Annotated in this window: 16 protein-coding genes; 13 read left to right on the forward strand and 3 right to left on the reverse strand. The window is 38.8% G+C overall.

The features are described 5' to 3' along the window. Positions 1-84 precede the first annotated feature (84 nt). The 13 genes from DCE79_RS01610 (at position 85) to DCE79_RS01670 (ending at position 13,739) form a co-directional block, all read left to right on the forward strand. Entirely contained in the window at positions 85-1,056 is a 972-nt protein-coding gene (locus DCE79_RS01610; protein WP_108711390.1) for a VOC family protein, read from the forward strand. Between the two features lie 28 nt (positions 1,057-1,084). Next, positions 1,085-1,822, forward strand: a complete 738-nt coding sequence (locus tag DCE79_RS01615) for a PIG-L deacetylase family protein (RefSeq protein WP_199912296.1) — start codon at positions 1,085-1,087, stop codon at positions 1,820-1,822. Beyond that, positions 1,822-2,547, forward strand: a complete 726-nt coding sequence (locus DCE79_RS01620) for a 4-carboxy-4-hydroxy-2-oxoadipate aldolase/oxaloacetate decarboxylase (RefSeq protein WP_108711391.1) — start codon at positions 1,822-1,824, stop codon at positions 2,545-2,547. Before DCE79_RS01615 ends, DCE79_RS01620 begins: the two co-directional genes overlap by 1 nt. Next, complete coding sequence (locus tag DCE79_RS01625) at positions 2,540-2,920, forward strand: RidA family protein (protein WP_108711392.1); 381 nt, start codon at positions 2,540-2,542, stop codon at positions 2,918-2,920. Before DCE79_RS01620 ends, DCE79_RS01625 begins: the two co-directional genes overlap by 8 nt. Positions 2,921-3,004: 84 nt before the next feature. Further along, complete coding sequence (locus DCE79_RS01630) at positions 3,005-4,060, forward strand: TRAP transporter substrate-binding protein (protein WP_108711393.1); 1,056 nt, start codon at positions 3,005-3,007, stop codon at positions 4,058-4,060. Between the two features lie 141 nt (positions 4,061-4,201). Next, positions 4,202-4,723, forward strand: a complete 522-nt coding sequence (locus tag DCE79_RS01635; protein WP_108711394.1) for a TRAP transporter small permease — start codon at positions 4,202-4,204, stop codon at positions 4,721-4,723. Beyond that, positions 4,720-5,997, forward strand: coding sequence for a TRAP transporter large permease (locus DCE79_RS01640; protein WP_108711395.1), 1,278 nt, complete (start codon positions 4,720-4,722; stop codon positions 5,995-5,997). Before DCE79_RS01635 ends, DCE79_RS01640 begins: the two co-directional genes overlap by 4 nt. Before the next feature lie 187 nt (positions 5,998-6,184). Further along, entirely contained in the window at positions 6,185-6,826 is a 642-nt protein-coding gene (locus tag DCE79_RS01645) for a GntR family transcriptional regulator (RefSeq protein WP_234417304.1), read from the forward strand. 577 nt (positions 6,827-7,403) lie between these two features. Beyond that, complete coding sequence (locus tag DCE79_RS01650; protein ID WP_108711396.1) at positions 7,404-8,708, forward strand: aspartate aminotransferase family protein; 1,305 nt, start codon at positions 7,404-7,406, stop codon at positions 8,706-8,708. A gap of 15 nt (positions 8,709-8,723) precedes the next feature. Next, positions 8,724-9,521 carry a transporter substrate-binding domain-containing protein gene (locus tag DCE79_RS01655; RefSeq protein ID WP_108711397.1) on the forward strand — a complete coding sequence of 266 codons (798 nt, stop codon included), beginning with the start codon at positions 8,724-8,726 and terminating at the stop codon, positions 9,519-9,521. A gap of 166 nt (positions 9,522-9,687) precedes the next feature. Beyond that, positions 9,688-10,344 carry an amino acid ABC transporter permease gene (locus tag DCE79_RS01660; protein ID WP_108711398.1) on the forward strand — a complete coding sequence of 219 codons (657 nt, stop codon included), beginning with the start codon at positions 9,688-9,690 and terminating at the stop codon, positions 10,342-10,344. Then, positions 10,337-11,053, forward strand: coding sequence for an amino acid ABC transporter ATP-binding protein (locus tag DCE79_RS01665; RefSeq protein ID WP_108711399.1), 717 nt, complete (start codon positions 10,337-10,339; stop codon positions 11,051-11,053). The genes DCE79_RS01660 and DCE79_RS01665 overlap by 8 nt, the downstream gene beginning before the upstream one ends. 271 nt (positions 11,054-11,324) lie before the next feature. Then, positions 11,325-13,739 carry a collagen-binding domain-containing protein gene (locus DCE79_RS01670; protein WP_108711400.1) on the forward strand — a complete coding sequence of 805 codons (2,415 nt, stop codon included), beginning with the start codon at positions 11,325-11,327 and terminating at the stop codon, positions 13,737-13,739. 48 nt (positions 13,740-13,787) lie between these two features. On the opposite strand, the gene DCE79_RS01675 is transcribed toward DCE79_RS01670, so the two are convergent. From DCE79_RS01675 to DCE79_RS01685, 3 genes are all read right to left on the reverse strand, one after another. Next, the gene (locus DCE79_RS01675; protein WP_108711401.1) at positions 13,788-13,985 is read right to left on the reverse strand and encodes a YwbE family protein; all 198 of its coding nucleotides are present in this window, start codon (positions 13,983-13,985) and stop codon (positions 13,788-13,790) included. Positions 13,986-14,071: 86 nt separating this feature from the next. Beyond that, a complete protein-coding gene (locus DCE79_RS01680; RefSeq protein WP_234417305.1) occupies positions 14,072-15,010 on the reverse strand; it encodes a dipeptidase in 939 nt (312 codons plus the stop codon). 59 nt (positions 15,011-15,069) lie between these two features. After that, positions 15,070-16,773, reverse strand: coding sequence for an ABC transporter ATP-binding protein (locus tag DCE79_RS01685; RefSeq protein WP_108711403.1), 1,704 nt, complete (start codon positions 16,771-16,773; stop codon positions 15,070-15,072). Between the last annotated feature and the right edge of the window lie 122 nt (positions 16,774-16,895).

Below are 16,895 nucleotides of genomic sequence, written 5' to 3' on the forward strand. Positions count from 1 at the left end.
GAAAATAGTATTGACTACATAATGAATTGCAAACTATAATTGAGTTACAAGATTGTTCAACAATTTATCAGGAGGGGAACATTTATGTCAGAAATCATAAAAGAGCGTCATGATGATATCGTACATATCGCACATGTGGAGATCCTTACACCAGTGTTGGAGGAAAGTATTAACTTCTTCTATGAAAGTATGGGTTTGGAGCTTGTAAACCGCACAGATGAGAAGGCTTACATGCGTTGTTGGAATGATTACGAACAATATTCGATCATCTTAACGCAATCCGAAGAACCAGGTGTTGGGCATACGGCATTTCGCGTGAAAAGTCCGCAAGCATTAGAGCGTCGTGTGAAGGCGATTGAAGAAGCAGGCGTTAAAGGAGAATGGATTGATGGTGATTTTGGTCACGGTAAGGCGTATCAATACCGCGGATTAGATGGACATTTAATGGAACTTTATTTTGAAACTGAAAAGTATGTTGCACCAGAACATTTAAAACCAACACTTAAAAATCAGCACCAAAAGTTTTTAGGTCGTGGTGCTGCAGTGAAAAATTTAGACCATATTAACTTCCTATCTTCAGATCCAGATGCAGACGGTGACTTTGCAGAGAATGTATTAGGAATGCGTTTAACAGAGCAAATTTGCTTGGATAATGGTACGCGTGGCGCAGTTTGGTACCGTACAAACGCTAAGTCTTATGAGCTTGTTTATTCAAGAGATGCGACAGGGACTAAAGGGCGATTCCACCACTTAGCTTTGGCGGTAGAGAACTTTGAAAGCATTACGCGCGCAGCGAATTTATTCATCGATCAAAATGTCTTTATCGAATTCGCACCAAGCAAACATGCGATTAACCAAACGTACTTCTTATATGTCTATGAGCCAGGTGGTAACCGTATTGAAATTTGTGCAGGTGGCTATTTAGTGTTAGATCCTGATTTTGAGCCAATTACTTGGACGGAGGAAGATCGTAAGCGCGGGCAAGCATGGGGGAACAAAACAATCGAAACATTCCACACTTACGGAACACCGATTGTCAAACAAACAGTGAAATAACACAAAGGGAAAATGGGAGGCAATGCAAATGATTGATTCAAATACAAATGTATTAGTAGTGAGTGCACACGCAGCAGACTTCGTATGGCGCGGGGGTGGGGCGATTGCGAAATACGTGAAAAATGGGGCGAACGTGCAGCTCGTTATTTTAAGTTATGGGGCGCGCGGAGAATCCAATGATCTATGGAATGTCGAAGGGCAAACATTAGAAAACGTAAAAGCAACGCGTAAAGAGGAACTTTTAGCCGCAGCAAAATGCTTAGGCTTAACGGAAGATAAAATCGAAATTTGGGATTATGAAGACTATCATATGGCGATTAACGATGAGCGCATGGAACAGCTGACACGTAAAATCCGTGAAGTAAAGCCGCAAATCATTATTTCACACGGACCACGTGATGCATTCAATCCCGACCATGAAGCTGTTTCGAAATTCGTGTTTGATGCAGCAGTGTTATCGACTTCGAATGGGGTGCGTATTGAGGGGACAACGACTGCTAAGCAAGCAAAGCTGTTTGGTTTCGAACCACACCAATCAGAAATTTCAAGCTTCAATCCAGATGTCATTTTAGATATTTCAGATGTGTTTGAGCAAAAGAAAGCTGCAATGAACTGCTTCAAAGCGCAAGGACATTTAATTAGCTATTACGGCTATAAAGCAGAACTGCGCGGAAACCATGCACGTCGCTGCTCAGGTAATAACGATTATAAGCAAGCAGAAGCCTTTTCTCGCTTCTTCCCACTCGTAGGAGAGGAGTTAATCTAATGCAAAAATACGTTATAAAAACGATTGATCGACCTTCAGAACAAGTGCTTGTTGATTACAAAAAACTCGACGTTTCAACAGTTTACGAGGCACAAGGCAAGCAAGGTATTTTAAGTCCAAAACTAAAGCCGATTATATCTGACACGATGATTGTCGGTCCTGCAGTCACAGTCATTTGCCCAGCAGGTGACAATTTAATGATTCACGCGGCAATTGAAGTCTGCAAGCCTGGTGATATTTTAGTCATCACGACAGAAGGCGAAGGACTTGCTGGAATGATTGGTGAATTAATTGTCACGGCGCTTATGAAAAAAGGTGTGCAAGGTGTCATTATGGATTCTGGTATTCGTGATGTACGCCAAATTCGTGAGCTAGGTTTCCCGATTTGGACACGTGAAGTATTATCGCAAGGCACAAACAAAATTAAAGGTGGCTGGGTAAATGCACCCGCAATTTGTGGAGGCGTCAGCATAGCTCCAGGGGACTTAGTAATGGCTGATGATGACGGCATTGTTGTCGTGAAAAAAGAGGATTTCGAATCCACTTTAGAACTTTCTAAAGCACGCGTTGCCAAGGAAGCGGGCACAATTGAAAAAATCGAAAATGGTCAAATTAGCATTGATTTCTACAACTTGCGTCCAGTACTTGAAGCAGAAGGGGTCGTGTATTACGAAACAGAACAAGATCGTCAGCTTGCAGGAAATGCGGTGAAGCAAAATGGCTAAACGTGAAGTATTGCATATTAAAGGCACTAAGCATGATAATCCGATTCCAGCAGCTGTGAAAGTTGGCAATATGGTATACACATCTGCCATTATCGGCTCAGACCCAGATACAGGGCTTGTTCCAGAAGATGTAAATGAGGAAATTCAAAATTTATTTTATTATCTTGAAGAAATTATGAAAGCAGCCGGTGGTACGACGGATAATATCGCGCATTTAAGTGTGTATATGGTCGACCGCAAGTATAAGGAAAATGTGAATATTGAATGGCTGAAAATGTTTCCAAATGAAAACGACCGTCCAGCGCGACATACGACGGAAAAAAGCTTAAAAAAAGACTTACGTGTTCAATTTGAAATGACAGCCGTGCTGTAACTTTATAGGGGTTGTAAATCGTGGCAAGCCACCATTTATAATAAAAGTTTCAAAATTTTATGCACATCACAAAGGGGGATTTATATGAAAAAGTGGTTACTAATGCTGGCATTGTCAATGTTAGCGGTTGTTTTAGTGGCATGTGGTGATGATGATACGAGTGATTCGAGCTCATCATCATCAGGGGTAGAATCGGATTCAGGTACAAGTGCAGGTTCAGGGGAAACAGCAAGTGAAGGTGAAACGTACAAGTTCAAGCTAGGTCACGAAGCAGCTGAATCGCATATTAAATTTGAAGTTGCTGAAAAATTTAGTGAAGAGCTTGAGAAAAATTCAGATGGCCGTATGACAGTGGATATTTACCCAGCGAACCAGCTTGGTAAAGAAGCAGACATGGCACAGCAAGTTGAATCGGGCACATTAGACTTCGCTATTTTAAGTAATGGTACAGTTTCGAGCCTTTCAGAATCAATTAACGGCTGGTTTATGCCATTCTTATTTAATGATCTTCAGTCAGCAGCAGATGCAGCTTCAACTGAGCCAGCACAACAAATGTTAAAAGATTTAGAAGTAAAAAATATGCACGGCTACGGAGTATTCTTCGCTGGTCAACGTCATATTTTATCTAGTAAACCAATAGGAACAGTAGAAGATTTAAAGGGCTTAAAAATCCGTATTCCAGGAAGCCCAGTTTTTGAATCCTACTACAAAGCAATTGGTGCAGGACCAGCTTCTATGCCATTACCAGAAGTATATACATCGTTATCAACTGGGGTAATTGATGCGGTGGATACAGACTTCAACGCTGCCGTTTCACAAAAATTTTATGAATCAGCAAATATTTTAACATTATCAGGTCATATCGTTTTCCCAGAGGTAGTACTTGGGGCTAAGAAAACAATAGATAGTATGAGCGAAGAGGATCGTCAAATTGTAGCAGATACTTGGGCTTCAGTTATTGAGTGGGGCGTAAAAGAAAGTATTGCAAGCAACGACGAATTACTTAAAGAGTTAAAATCTTTAGGTGTAAAGGTAAATGAACTGTCAAATGTAGATGAATTCAAACAATTAAGCGCACCAGTGTACGACCAATATTCATCAAATCCAACAATTAAAGCATTTATCGATGCAAACAAATAGTTAATTAAACAAGGCTGTCCATTAAGCCCTGTTTGAAAGTGATGGAAGAGGGCGGTAGGAAGTGCTAAATTCCTGCTGCCCTTTCATTTTTAGATTGGTCTTAAGTGGATAGCATCATAGATAAGAAAAGGGGGGAGAAACATGAAAATTGTTTCAGCCATCAGCGATTCGCTGTACAAATTCGAAAAATTATTAGCAGTTATATTAATGACAACAATGCTTTGTAGTATTGCGTTAGGTGTATTTTTTAGATATATCTTTGGTAACCCACTTACATGGTCAGATGAGCTTGCCGTATATATGTTAATTTGGCTGACGTTTGTTGGGGGAAGTATGAGCGTCAAAACTTTACGCGCAGCAAGCTTAGACTTATTATTCGAAAAAATGAGCTTATTATGGAAGCGGATATTTTTAGTTGTTGGCTACTTATGTGTCATGATTTTTGCGGGGGTTGTTGCGTATATGGCAATTCAATGGATATCGAATCCTTCCGTTAAAACACAAATCTCTCCAGGATTAAAAATATCCATGTTTTTACCTTATTTAGCCGTTCCATTTGGCATGATTTGCTTATTGATTCATGCGTTTCATCACTTTTTACAAGGCTTTGTTTATAACGAAGCTGAAGTGGAGACGGCCAATGAAGGAGGAGACGCATCATGACTTGGGCTCTAGTCGCATTCTGTATTTTGTTAGTCATTAAAACTCCAATTGCACTTATTTTAGGGATTATTAGTTTAGTCTATATTCTTTCAACGGGACAAACATTTTTACTGAATAATATTTCACAACAATTGTTTTCAGGCGTACAAAGTTTTAGTTTACTAGCAATTCCGCTCTTCATGCTTGCTGGTGAACTTATGAACGCATCAGGAATTACGGTGCGATTAATTGATTTTGCGAAAAAAGCTGTAGGCCATTTTAAAGGTGGGCTAGCCTATGTAAACGTTATTGCGAACATGTTTTTAGCATCGATCATCGGCTCTGCGACTGCGCAAACAGCGATGATGAGTAAAATTATGGTGCCAGAAATGGAGAAGGCCGGCTATAAGCGTGAATTTGCTGCTGCAACAACAGCGTCTGCCGCACTTTTAGGTCCAATTATTCCACCTTCCATGCTATTTATCATTTATGCTGTAGGTGCAAATGTTTCAGTTAATGATATGTTCATGGCAGGGATTTTCCCAGGGATTTTATTAGCACTGTCATTCGTTATTTTAATTATGATTTTGGGGATTAAAAATGATTATCCGAGCTCTCAAAAAGCTGCTTTTGAGGAAGTACTTCAATCCTTTATTCGTATCATTCCTGCATTACTGGTGCCTGCTTCAATTATTGTTGGGACACTGTCAGGTGTGTTTACAGCGACAGAATCCGCAGGGGTTGCATGTGTCATTGCGATTATTGTCGGGAAGTTTTTCTATAGAGAATTATCGTTTAAAAAATTCCCTGGATTATTAATCAATGCAACGATTGCAACAGCAGTTGTAACATTATTAATGTCGACAGCAAGTATGTTTGGTTGGATTTTAGCGTTTGAACGTATTCCACAATCAATCGTTGAAGTGATGGGGAATATTTCTTCAAATCCACTAGTGTTCTTATTATTAGTGAATCTTTTCTTACTGATTACAGGTGTTTTCCTAGACGAGCTTGCTGTTATGATTATCTTATTACCAATCTTTATGCCACTTGTTCATAGCTTTGGCATTGACCCAGTTCACTTCGGGGTTATGCTTTGCTTAAATGCCACAATTGGTTTATTAACACCTCCAGTTGGCGCAGGATTGTTTATTGCTTCCAGTGTCGGAGAAGTAAAAATGGAAAAATTAATTCGTCAGATTGTTCCATTTGTTTTCGTATCGATTATTGTGCTGTTCTTAGTAACATACATTCCATTTTTAACGACATGGTTACCAAGTGTCGTGAATAAATAATACGAATAATGAAATTTTGTTCTAATAGCTCTTTCTAATCAATATAGGGTCCTTTAGAATAAGAGATAAGTAGTTATTCTTAGTGGGTAGATGTACTTTAAAAATAAAATACTTTAAATGCAATGAAAAATGAATTGCTAAAGTATTTTATCGATTATAAAAGGAAGTAAAGAAATGAGGGGTCATCTTGAAAAGACCAGCAGAGATTGCCTACGAGTTCATGAAAGAGCGGATTTTAGATGGCGTATTCCAACCTTCTCAAAAGTTAATTGAAAATGATTTAGCACTGGAAATCGGTGTAAGCCGAAATACGGTGAAAAAAGCGTTGCTGAAATTAGAGCAAGAAAACCTAGTTGTGTTGGAGAACAATAAGGGTGCGACGATTAAATCGTTTTCATTAGAGGAAATTAGTAATTATTTAAAAATTCGTGAGGCGCTCGAAGGACTGATCGCAGCTGATGCGGCAAAAAATATTACAGATATGGATATTGAGCAATTGGAGAATATTCTTGGAGAGATGAAGCAACATTTACAAACACATCAATTTGATGCTTACTCGCAAGGAAATTTACGTTTCCATGATGTCATTTATCGTGCGTCCAATAACCAGCAAGCGGTGGATATCGTACGTATTATTAAACAGCAATTAAAGCGCGTGCAATTTAAAACGATTTTAGTACCTGGACGTAATGAAAACTCATTCAAAGAGCATCATGCAATTTTAGATGCCATTCGTAGTCGTGATGTAGAACGAGCAGAAATTGAATTGAAAAATCATGTTGCCAATGTCCGTCATACGATTGTAAATCATTATAATGTGTTAATGTAATCAAACCGGTTTCTTATTTAAAAGCCTAACGCATAGAAATTGAATAAACGTCTTGAAGCATGGTAAATGAAAAATTTAACATGCTTCTTTTCATTTTTATGGAATTTTAAATGAAAAAGGGTATGGAGTATAAGAAAACATAGGTTTTATTGTGGTTGCCAAAAAAATGCTATTTGTGAAAGCCTATTTTTAATTCATTTAATCTCGTTGTTCGTAATATAAAAAGCAGGGCATAGGGGTGAATTATGAAATGAATCGACAAATAAATGAATTAATATACAACTATATACACTAACTAATAGTGATTTCTAAATTATCTTTAATTTTTATTAATGCAACTAGTTGTGAAAATAACCGTTATTTCGGCTGATATATGCAGAAAAAATGAATAAAAAACATTAAAATGACCATTAATATTTATCTGAATATTTAAACTTATTATTTTTAGATAATTATCTATTGAATATTTATACAAACGAGAGTAGAATGAGTAACAGTTGATGAACATTCAAAAAAATCCATCAACATTCAATGAAATTTATCAAATTTTACTCAAAAAATTGTGAGGTCCTTATAAATGGCGGATTGGTTAGAATTATATAATGAAATGGGCGACTACTTAGCACCAAGTATGGCAAAAGATCACCCAAATCTTCCTGTAGTAAAGGAAGAAGGCTGTTATTATTACGGCGCAGATGGGAAAACATATTTAGACTTTACATCTGGAATCGCTGTTACAAATACAGGTCACCGTCATCCGAAAATTGTTCAAAGTATTAAAGATGCGGCAGACCAATTAGTACATGGTCCATCAGGCGTTATTATGTACGAATCGATTTTAAAATTATCTGAAGAGCTTGGTGAAGTATTACCAGGTGATCTTGGCTGCTTCTTCTTTGCAAACAGTGGTACAGAAGCAATCGAAGGCTCATTAAAATTAGCGAAGTTCGTAACAGAACGTCCATACATCATTTCATTTACTGGTTGTTTCCACGGTCGCTCAATGGGCGCACTTGGCGTAACAACTTCCAAATCGAAATACCGCAAGTTCTTACAACCCTCACATCTTTCATACCAAATTCCGTATGCAGATGTAAAAGGTGTACCAGCGGGTGTTGACCCAGAAGCTTACGTTGTAGAGCAACTTGAAAAAGACTTCAAAAAATTATTCAAGCATCAAGTAACACCTGAAGAAGTGGCAGCTGTTATTTTAGAGCCAGTTTTAGGTGAGGGTGGTTACATCATTCCGCCAAAAGCATGGGTGAAAAAAGTACGCGAAATTTGTGACCGTCACGGCATTCTTTTAATTTTCGATGAAGTACAAACAGGCTTCGGTCGTACAGGTGAATGGTTTGCGGCGCAGTATTTTGACGTAACACCAGACATCATGGCGATTGCAAAGGGGATTGCATCAGGCTTACCACTTAGCGCAACAGTTGCTTCAAAAGAATTAATGGAAAAATGGCCAATCGGTATGCACGGTACAACATTCGGTGGGAACCCAATCGCATGTTCAGTAGCACGCACAACTTTAGAAATTTTCCACGAAGAAAACTTAGTTGAAAATTCTCGCGTTGTCGGTGCATATGCCCGTGAACAACTGCTTAAAATGAAAGAAAAGTACGCTATTATTAGCGACGTGCGTTCTGCAGGGTTAATGATCGGTATTGAGCTTTCAAATCCTGAAACAGGTGAAGTGGACGGCAAAGCAGTAGGGAAAGTTTTAGATTACGCACTTGAAGAAGGCGTACTATTCTACTTATGTGGGAACGAAGGCGAAGTCATTCGTATGATTCCACCACTTACAATAACTAAAGAACAAATTGACGACGGCTTACAAATGTTAGAAAAAGCCATTCAAAGATATTTACAAGAACAATAATAGGAGATGAAAATGATGAAGAAAAAGTTTTTATTAGCATTATTAACGACAATGGTCATTGCTGTACTTGCAGCATGTGGCGCATCAGATGAAAAAGAAACATCAACAGGCAGTGAAGGTACAGATTCTGGAGACAAAAAAACATTAGTAGTAGGTACATCAGCTGACTACGCACCATTCGAATACGTAGAGACTGCAACAAGCGATGAAATTATCGGTTTTGATATCGACTTAATCAAATTAGTTGGTGAAAAATTAGGCTATGACATTAAAGTACAAAACATGGATTTCAACTCACTAATCACAGCGCTACAATCGAAAAAATTTGATGTTGTCATTTCAGGTATGACACCAACAGAAGAACGTGACGAAGTAGTAGACTTCTCAATTCCTTACTATGAAACAGAGCAATACATGATTTTCGATAAAGAAAAAGGTTATAAAACTCCTGCTGATATTAAAGGCGGCGTAGTGGGTGCTCAAATTTCTTCTATCCAAGAAGATTTAGCAAAAGAGCTTGGTGAAGAACATGGCTTCAAAGTAGAAAGCCGTAACTTAATTCCTGAGTTAGTTCAAGAATTAAAAACAGGCCGTTTTGATGCAGCCGTAATCGAAAACATCGTTTCTGAAAACTATTTATCTCAAAATGCTGATTTAGCTGCTTTCCCAATCGAAGTAGAAGACCCAGACTATAAAGCAATCGTATTCCAAGAAGGCAGTGACTTAAAAGCTGAATTCGATAAAGTCATCGAAGAGTTAACAGCTGACGGTACTATTGAAGAATTAAAAACAAAATGGTTTGTTGTAGAATAATTTTAAGTTAAATTGGGCATGACAAAATCAACGTCATTCAGCTATTATGGCTGAATGACGTTTCTAGCGTTTTAGATTAGTTCTAATTGTGAAAAGATAATAAAATGAGTAGGGTAATCAACAGGTTTCCTATATTTTAAATTCAAACAAAGAAAGGAGGGCTACGATGTTCAACTTTGAAAAGGTCGTGCCCTCTATTCCTTATATTTTAGAAGGAATAGGCGTTACATTACAGATCGTTGTCTTCGCGACGATTCTCGGGTTAATTTTAGGGATACTTTTAGCATTATGTAAAATCGGAACAGTAAAGCCACTTCGTTGGTTTGCTACATTCTATACATCGATTTTCCGTGGGACACCACTTGTCCTACAATTAATGTTGATTTACTATGCAGTACCTCAAGTATTAGACATTCAAATTGATGCGATTCCAGCAGCCATTATCGCATTCGGCTTAAACTCAGGTGCCTACATTTCAGAAATTATTCGTGCAGGTATTAATGCAGTCGACAAAGGTCAAATGGAAGCTGCCAAAGCACTTGGTATCCCGTACGGCAAAATGATGAAAGACATTATCTTACCACAAGCAATGAAAAATATTTTACCATCGTTAATGAATGAATTTATTACATTAAATAAAGAATCGGCCATCGTGACAGTAATCGGTGCGTTAGACATTATGCGTCGTGCGTACGTTGTGGGTGGTTCAACATTCACATATTTAGAGCCGCTACTTATTGCCGGTGTAATCTACTATGTGATGACGCTAGTATTATCATTCCTTGGCAAAATGCTAGAAAAGAGGATGAAACGCAGTGATTAAAATTGATAATCTAAAAAAATCATATGGCAAAAACGAAGTACTAAAAGGGATCACAACCGAAATTAAAGAAAAAGAAGTAATTGCCATTATCGGGCCATCTGGTTCTGGTAAATCGACTTTTTTACGTTGCATTAACCGTTTAGAGGAACCAACTGCTGGTGTGATTACAGTGGGTGGCGTCGAAATTACCGATAAAAATGTGATGAAAGTGCGCGAAAACTTAGGCATGGTATTCCAACACTTCCACCTGTTCCCGCATAAAACCGTTTTAGAAAACTTAACGTATGCACCGATTAATGTGAAGGGTGTTTCAAAAGAAGAAGCTGTGAAATTAGGGGAAGAATTACTGTCAAAAGTTGGTCTTTACGACAAACGTAACGAGTATCCGAACCGTTTATCAGGTGGGCAAAAGCAACGTGTAGCCATCGCGCGTGCGTTGGCGATGAACCCAACAGCGATCCTTTTCGATGAGCCAACAAGTGCACTGGACCCAGAAATGGTTAAAGAGGTATTAGAGGTTATGAAATCTTTAGCTGAATCAGGCATGACAATGTTAATCGTAACGCATGAAATGGGCTTCGCCAAAGAAGTAGCAGACCGTGTGTTGTTCTTAGATGGGGGCGTATTAGTGGAAGATTCTCCACCAGAGGAATTCTTCACAGCACCTAAATCAGAACGTGCGAAAGAATTTTTAGACAAAGTTTTATAATATGTGATCAGAGCGCATCTACCCTTACCGGTGGATGCGTTTTTTGGTATTTAAAACTATATTTATATAAAGAATTAAACCGATTGAACTAAAGGGAGGCACGTTATTAGAAAAGTTGTTATTAGTGCTATTTGTTGAGTAAAAGGGATAATGGTGGGAGTTAATAATGTAATAAATATCGTTTTACTATTCTTGAGTAATAAAAATTGAATAGGTATTTTTGGAAGCGTATTATTCTTCATTACGAACGAAAGTATTGGAGAGTAATAAATTGAACACAATTAAATTATATACAGCTACATTATTATCTACGGCAGCAGTTGTCACTGTACCCTATGCAGTTTTTGCGCAAAGTCCATTAGAAACAATTACTGAGACAATTCAATCTGGTAGTACATATATACAAGATATTTCCAATGTAAGAACACAGCTTCTGGGAGCGGCACAAGGCTTTCATATTTTCGCACGTGAAGCAGCTATTGGTTCAACACATACGAACGGAAATATTGCAACAGAGCTACTAATCGGCACAGCAAATTTCGGAACAAGTGTGAAAGGTTCAAATGAAGTTGGCGGAACAAGTAATCAACAGTTTGCCTCGCGCTTAAAGGACATTTCATATATTCAAAACTTTGAAGCTATGACAGCTAAACCATTTACAACGAAGCGTCCGAATAAAATTATTTTTGGAGAGAGTGTAAGCTTCTTCAAGCAATTTAATGAACGCGATGAAAATGGTAAACAAATCGTTGGAGGAACAAGTGATCCATCATTTTATGTTCAAAATGAAGATGGAACAATTGTGAAATTTGATGATATTCGTAAAACAGGACAGCTACAAAATAATGAAATGAACCGTTTTTATTATGCGGAAACACTTTTCCAAGATAAAAATGGAGAAAAGTATATTGATTTTGATCAAGAGTTTAACAATTTAACGACGTTATCAAATCAATTAGCAACAGTAGAGCAAAGTGAAGGCATTGTGACGGATTATCAAGATAGAAATCGACGTTCAATCGATGTTTCGAATGCAGTAGCCAAAGATGGTTATGTGTATGTAACGATTAGTCGTGATGTTTTAGAACTAGATACACAATTAACAATTAAAGGTCTTTCTTTAGGTACGATGGTTATTATTAACGTTGATGCAGCAGGAAGTGAAGTAATTAATACACGTAGTAAAATCGTCTTGAATTATAACGGTGTAGAACGAAATAACCGTGAAAGTGAATACTTTGATGACAATGTTGTGCTTTGGAACTTTGTAAATGGTAGTCAATCGTTTAGTGGAACTGCTAATTTAATGAATACATGGCAAGGTTCAATTTTAGCGCCGAATGCAGAGGTATCAAACTATCATAATGTAGATGGTAATATTATTGCGAAAAAGTTTAAAAATAAGGGTGGAGAAACGCATCGTTGGGACTTCCAAGGTACTGTAGTAGAAGGAACAGAGGCAACGCCAGAAGAACCTGAAACAAATCCAGGAGCAGAGGTAACACCAGAAGAACCTGAAACAAATCCAGGGGCAGAGGTAACACCAGAAGAACCTGAAACAAACCCAGGAACAGAAGTAACACCAGAAGAACCTGAAATAAACCCAGGAACAGAAGTAACACCAGAAGAACCTGAAACAAACCCAGGAACAGAGATAACACCAGAAGAACCTGAAACAAACCCAGGAACAGAAGTAACACCAGAAGAACCTGAAACAAATCCAGGAACAGAAGTAACACCAGAAGAACCTGAAACAAATCCAGGAGCAGAGGTAACACCAGAAGAACCTGAAATAAATCCAGGAACAGAAGTAACGCCAGAAGAACCTGAAATAAAACCAGGAACAGAAGTGACACCAGAGCCTGAAGTTAACCCAGGAACAGAAGTAACACCAGAAGAACCTGAAACAAACCCAGGAACAGAAATAACACCAGAAGAACCTGAAACAAATCCAGGAACAGAAGTAACACCAGAAGAACCTGAAACAAATCCAGGAACAGAGGTAACGCCAGAAGAACCTGAAATAAATCCAGGAACAGAAGTAACACCAGAACCTGAAACAGACCCAGGAACAGAGGTAATGCCAGAACCTGAAATAAACCCAGGAACAGAAGTAACACCAGAAGAACCTGAAATAAACCCAGGAACAGAAGTAAAGCCAGAGCCTGAAGTTAACCCAGGAACAGAAGGAACGCCAGAGGAACCTGAAACAAATCCAGGAACAGAAGTAACACCAGAACCTGAAACAGACCCAGGAACAGAAGTGATACCAGAACCTGAAACAAATCCAGGAACAGAGATAACACCAGAACCTGAAGTAACTCCAGGAAAAGAAGGAACACTAGAGCCTGAAACTAACCCAGGAACAGAGGTAACGCCAGAACCTGAAGAAGTTCTAGGTACCAATGATATAGAAATACCTGATGAAGAAATAGAAGTATCGGTTGAAATTGGAAATGAACTGATGTCAGTGCCGAATGTATTTGCTGAAAGTGGAATGGCAACGAATAAAGAAATCGTAGAGGAAGTACCCGCTACTCAGACAATTACTACTGAGTCAGAAACGACAATTGAAAAATTACCACAAACCGATGGCGCATCTCAAAAAGGCATCATGTACACGGGTTTAGCTTTATTATTAGGCAGCGTGCTAGCGTTTGTAAAACGCCGTCATAAACAGTTTTAAAAAGAAGAAAAGCGTAGCCACTTGTTTAAATGGATACGCTTTTTCTCATCATTTCGGATATGTTTGACAAACGCGTCCAATTTGACCATCTGTTAAACGCACTTTAATGCCGTGTGGGTGAGAGCTACTATTCGTTAATAAATCTTTTACGATTCCGCGCGTTGTTGTACCTGTACGCTGATCCTTTTTCAAGACGATATCCACTTCTAAGCCAGCAAATACATCACTACGATTTTTTCCGTTCATCTACAAAACTCCTTTAAATCAACATTCACTCAGTATACCACGTGAAATGAAAAAAGCCTTGCAACAAAGCAAGGCGTACTAAATGATTATTTCGGCAAATGAGTCAAAAAGTTCGCATAGGCAAAACCACGTACATCGGCTTCACTATAATGCTTTAATAATTCATTGATGAAGTTTTGATGCATTCCAGCGTGCTCAAGATCCACAATTTTATAGTCGATACCATCGAAGTCAGAGCCGATGCCAATTAAATGTTTGCCGCCCATTGCACAAATGTAATCCACGTGACGTAGTAAATCTTGCATAGTCGCATTGTTCGTACCTGTTGTAAATTCAGGGTAGTAAACAACATGAATCGGTGCATTTTTAGCAATCATCGCTTTAATTTGAGCGTCATTTAAATTGCGAGGATGGTCGCAAACGCGCTTTGCATTCGAATGCGTTGCAAGGACATAATCAGCATGTTCAAGTACATTCCAAAAGCTTTGGACATTTAAATGCGAGACATCTGTAAAAATTTTATACGCATTGTTAAGCCTTATGATTTCCTTGCCAAATGCTGTAACGCCACGTCCTAGATCACTACAAAGTCCATCTGCTGCTTCGTTGGCTCCATTCCATGTCAGCCCAATTACGAGCACACCAAATTTTTGGAACTGGTGATAGATTTCAATATCGCCACCGAAAAAGCCAACGCCTTCAATCGTTAAAAAGGCGCCGATTTGACCAGGACGCAGCTGATTAAAGTCAGCCCACTTTTTAATGTGTACGACGTTTTCACGAATGACCTGCTTGTTGAAATAGTCAACCTGTTTCAACGCGGCCGCTAATTTTTGCTCCTTTGACCAATCCGGCATTACAAAAATCGCAAATGCCTGTGCCTGAACATGACCAGCCTGCAATTTTTCAACATTCACATCAAGGTGAGGGGAAGAATAGAAATCGTAATCATGTTCATACATACGTAATAGTGCATCACAATGTAAATCAATAATCGGAATCGCCATAGTAAAACCTACCTTCATTGAAATTTAAAAAAGGCGAATGACCGAAATCATTCACCTTAAATTGTATTCCTAGAGCATTACGCATGATGCAGGCCAGCAAAAATGCCGCCTTTTTCAACAAGCTCCTCGTATGTGCCGTGCTCTTCAATGCCATTTGGCGTCACAACAAAAATATAATCCGCATCACGAATCGTTGCTAAACGGTGCGCGATAATGAGCGTTGTACGATTCTTCGCTAAATCATTGAGTGACTGCTGAATGATACGCTCTGTTGCCGTATCTAAAGCAGACGTCGCTTCATCTAAAATTAAAATCGGTGGGTTTTTCAGGAACATACGCGCAATCGCCAAGCGTTGTTTTTGTCCACCCGATAATTTCAGACCACGTTCACCGATTTGCGTATCGAAGCCTTCTGGTAATTGCTCGATAAATTCACGTAAATTTGCTTGTTCAGCCGCGGCTAAAATTTCTTCAAAGCTTGCGCCTAATTTACCATATTCGATGTTTTCACGAATAGTTCCTGTGAATAAGAACACATCCTGCTGCACAGTACCAATTTGTTTACGAAGGGATTCCTGTGTATAGTCGCGGATATCCTCTCCGTCGATGGTAATCGCACCTGCTGTTACATCATAAAAGCGGGGGATAAGTGCACTAATTGTCGTTTTACCAGAACCTGATGGACCAACGAATGCCACTGTTTTTCCAGCTTTTACGCTAAATGAAAGGTTGTTCAATACTTGCTTGCTATCGGCATAGTTGAAGCTTACATTTTTAAATTCGATATCCCCGTTTAAATAGTCGACAGCAATTGCATTCGGACGATCGACAACAGTCGGCTCCTGATCAAGTAAATCGCAGAAGCGCTTAAAGCCAGCCATTCCTTTAGGGTAAAGCTCAAGTAGTGCACTAATTTTATCAATTGGTTTAATTAAAACGTTGGTAAATAGTACGAAGCTGACAAATTCACCAGGTTTTAAATCGCCTTGATATGAAAGCCAAGCCCCAACAACTAGTACAAGTAATGTCAGCAGACGCGTCAATAGATAGATACTTGAATGCGTGCCCGCCATGACTTTGTACGCGTAAATTTTCGCTTTACGGAACAAGGCGTTTTGCTCTTTGAAGCGGTTTTTTTCAAATTCTTCGTTCGTAAATGATTTCACCACGCGAATCCCTGAAAAGCTGTCCTCCACGCGACCATTGATGTTCGCAATCTCCCCATACATAACCGTCCAACCTTTTTTCATGCGCTTGTTGCTCATGTACATGACGATAATTAAAAACGGAACAAAGATTAAAATAATCGTCGCTAAGGTTGCGTTGATGTTGTACATAATCGTGAATGCCCCGATAAATGTCATGATTGCGATGAATAAATCTTCTGGACCATGATGCGCGAACTCCCCAATATCAAATAAATCATTCGTGATCCGACTCATTAAATGACCGGTTTTGGTATTGTCAAAAAACGTATAAGGCTGACGCTGCACGTGATTGAACAGTTGCTGGCGCATATCGCTCTCGATATTCACCCCGAGCTTATGCCCTAAATAGTTGACGATAAAGTTCATTACTGTACTTAATATGTACGTCAGTAGGAGGAGTGCACTAATCTTTGTAATCATGCCCCAATCCCCAGTAGGTAACAATTCATCGATAAACCACTGCACGGCTACGGGGAAAAGTAATTCTAAAATCGCCACAAAAATCGCGCTTGAAAAATCGATGATAAACAGGCGCTTATGTGGCTTGTAGTACGTAAAAAATCTAGATAGCATTTCAAGTCCTTTCTGTTTGACCATTCACTAAAGTGAACGCAACATGTTGTAGTTGGAATAGTTAGTAGGATTATAACATTTTTTAGAAGTTTTTCGAGAAACGAAATAAGAGAGGCACATAA

Origin of the sequence: Lysinibacillus sp. 2017 (assembly GCF_003073375.1) — a bacterium.
Lineage (GTDB): Bacteria > Bacillota > Bacilli > Bacillales_A > Planococcaceae > Solibacillus.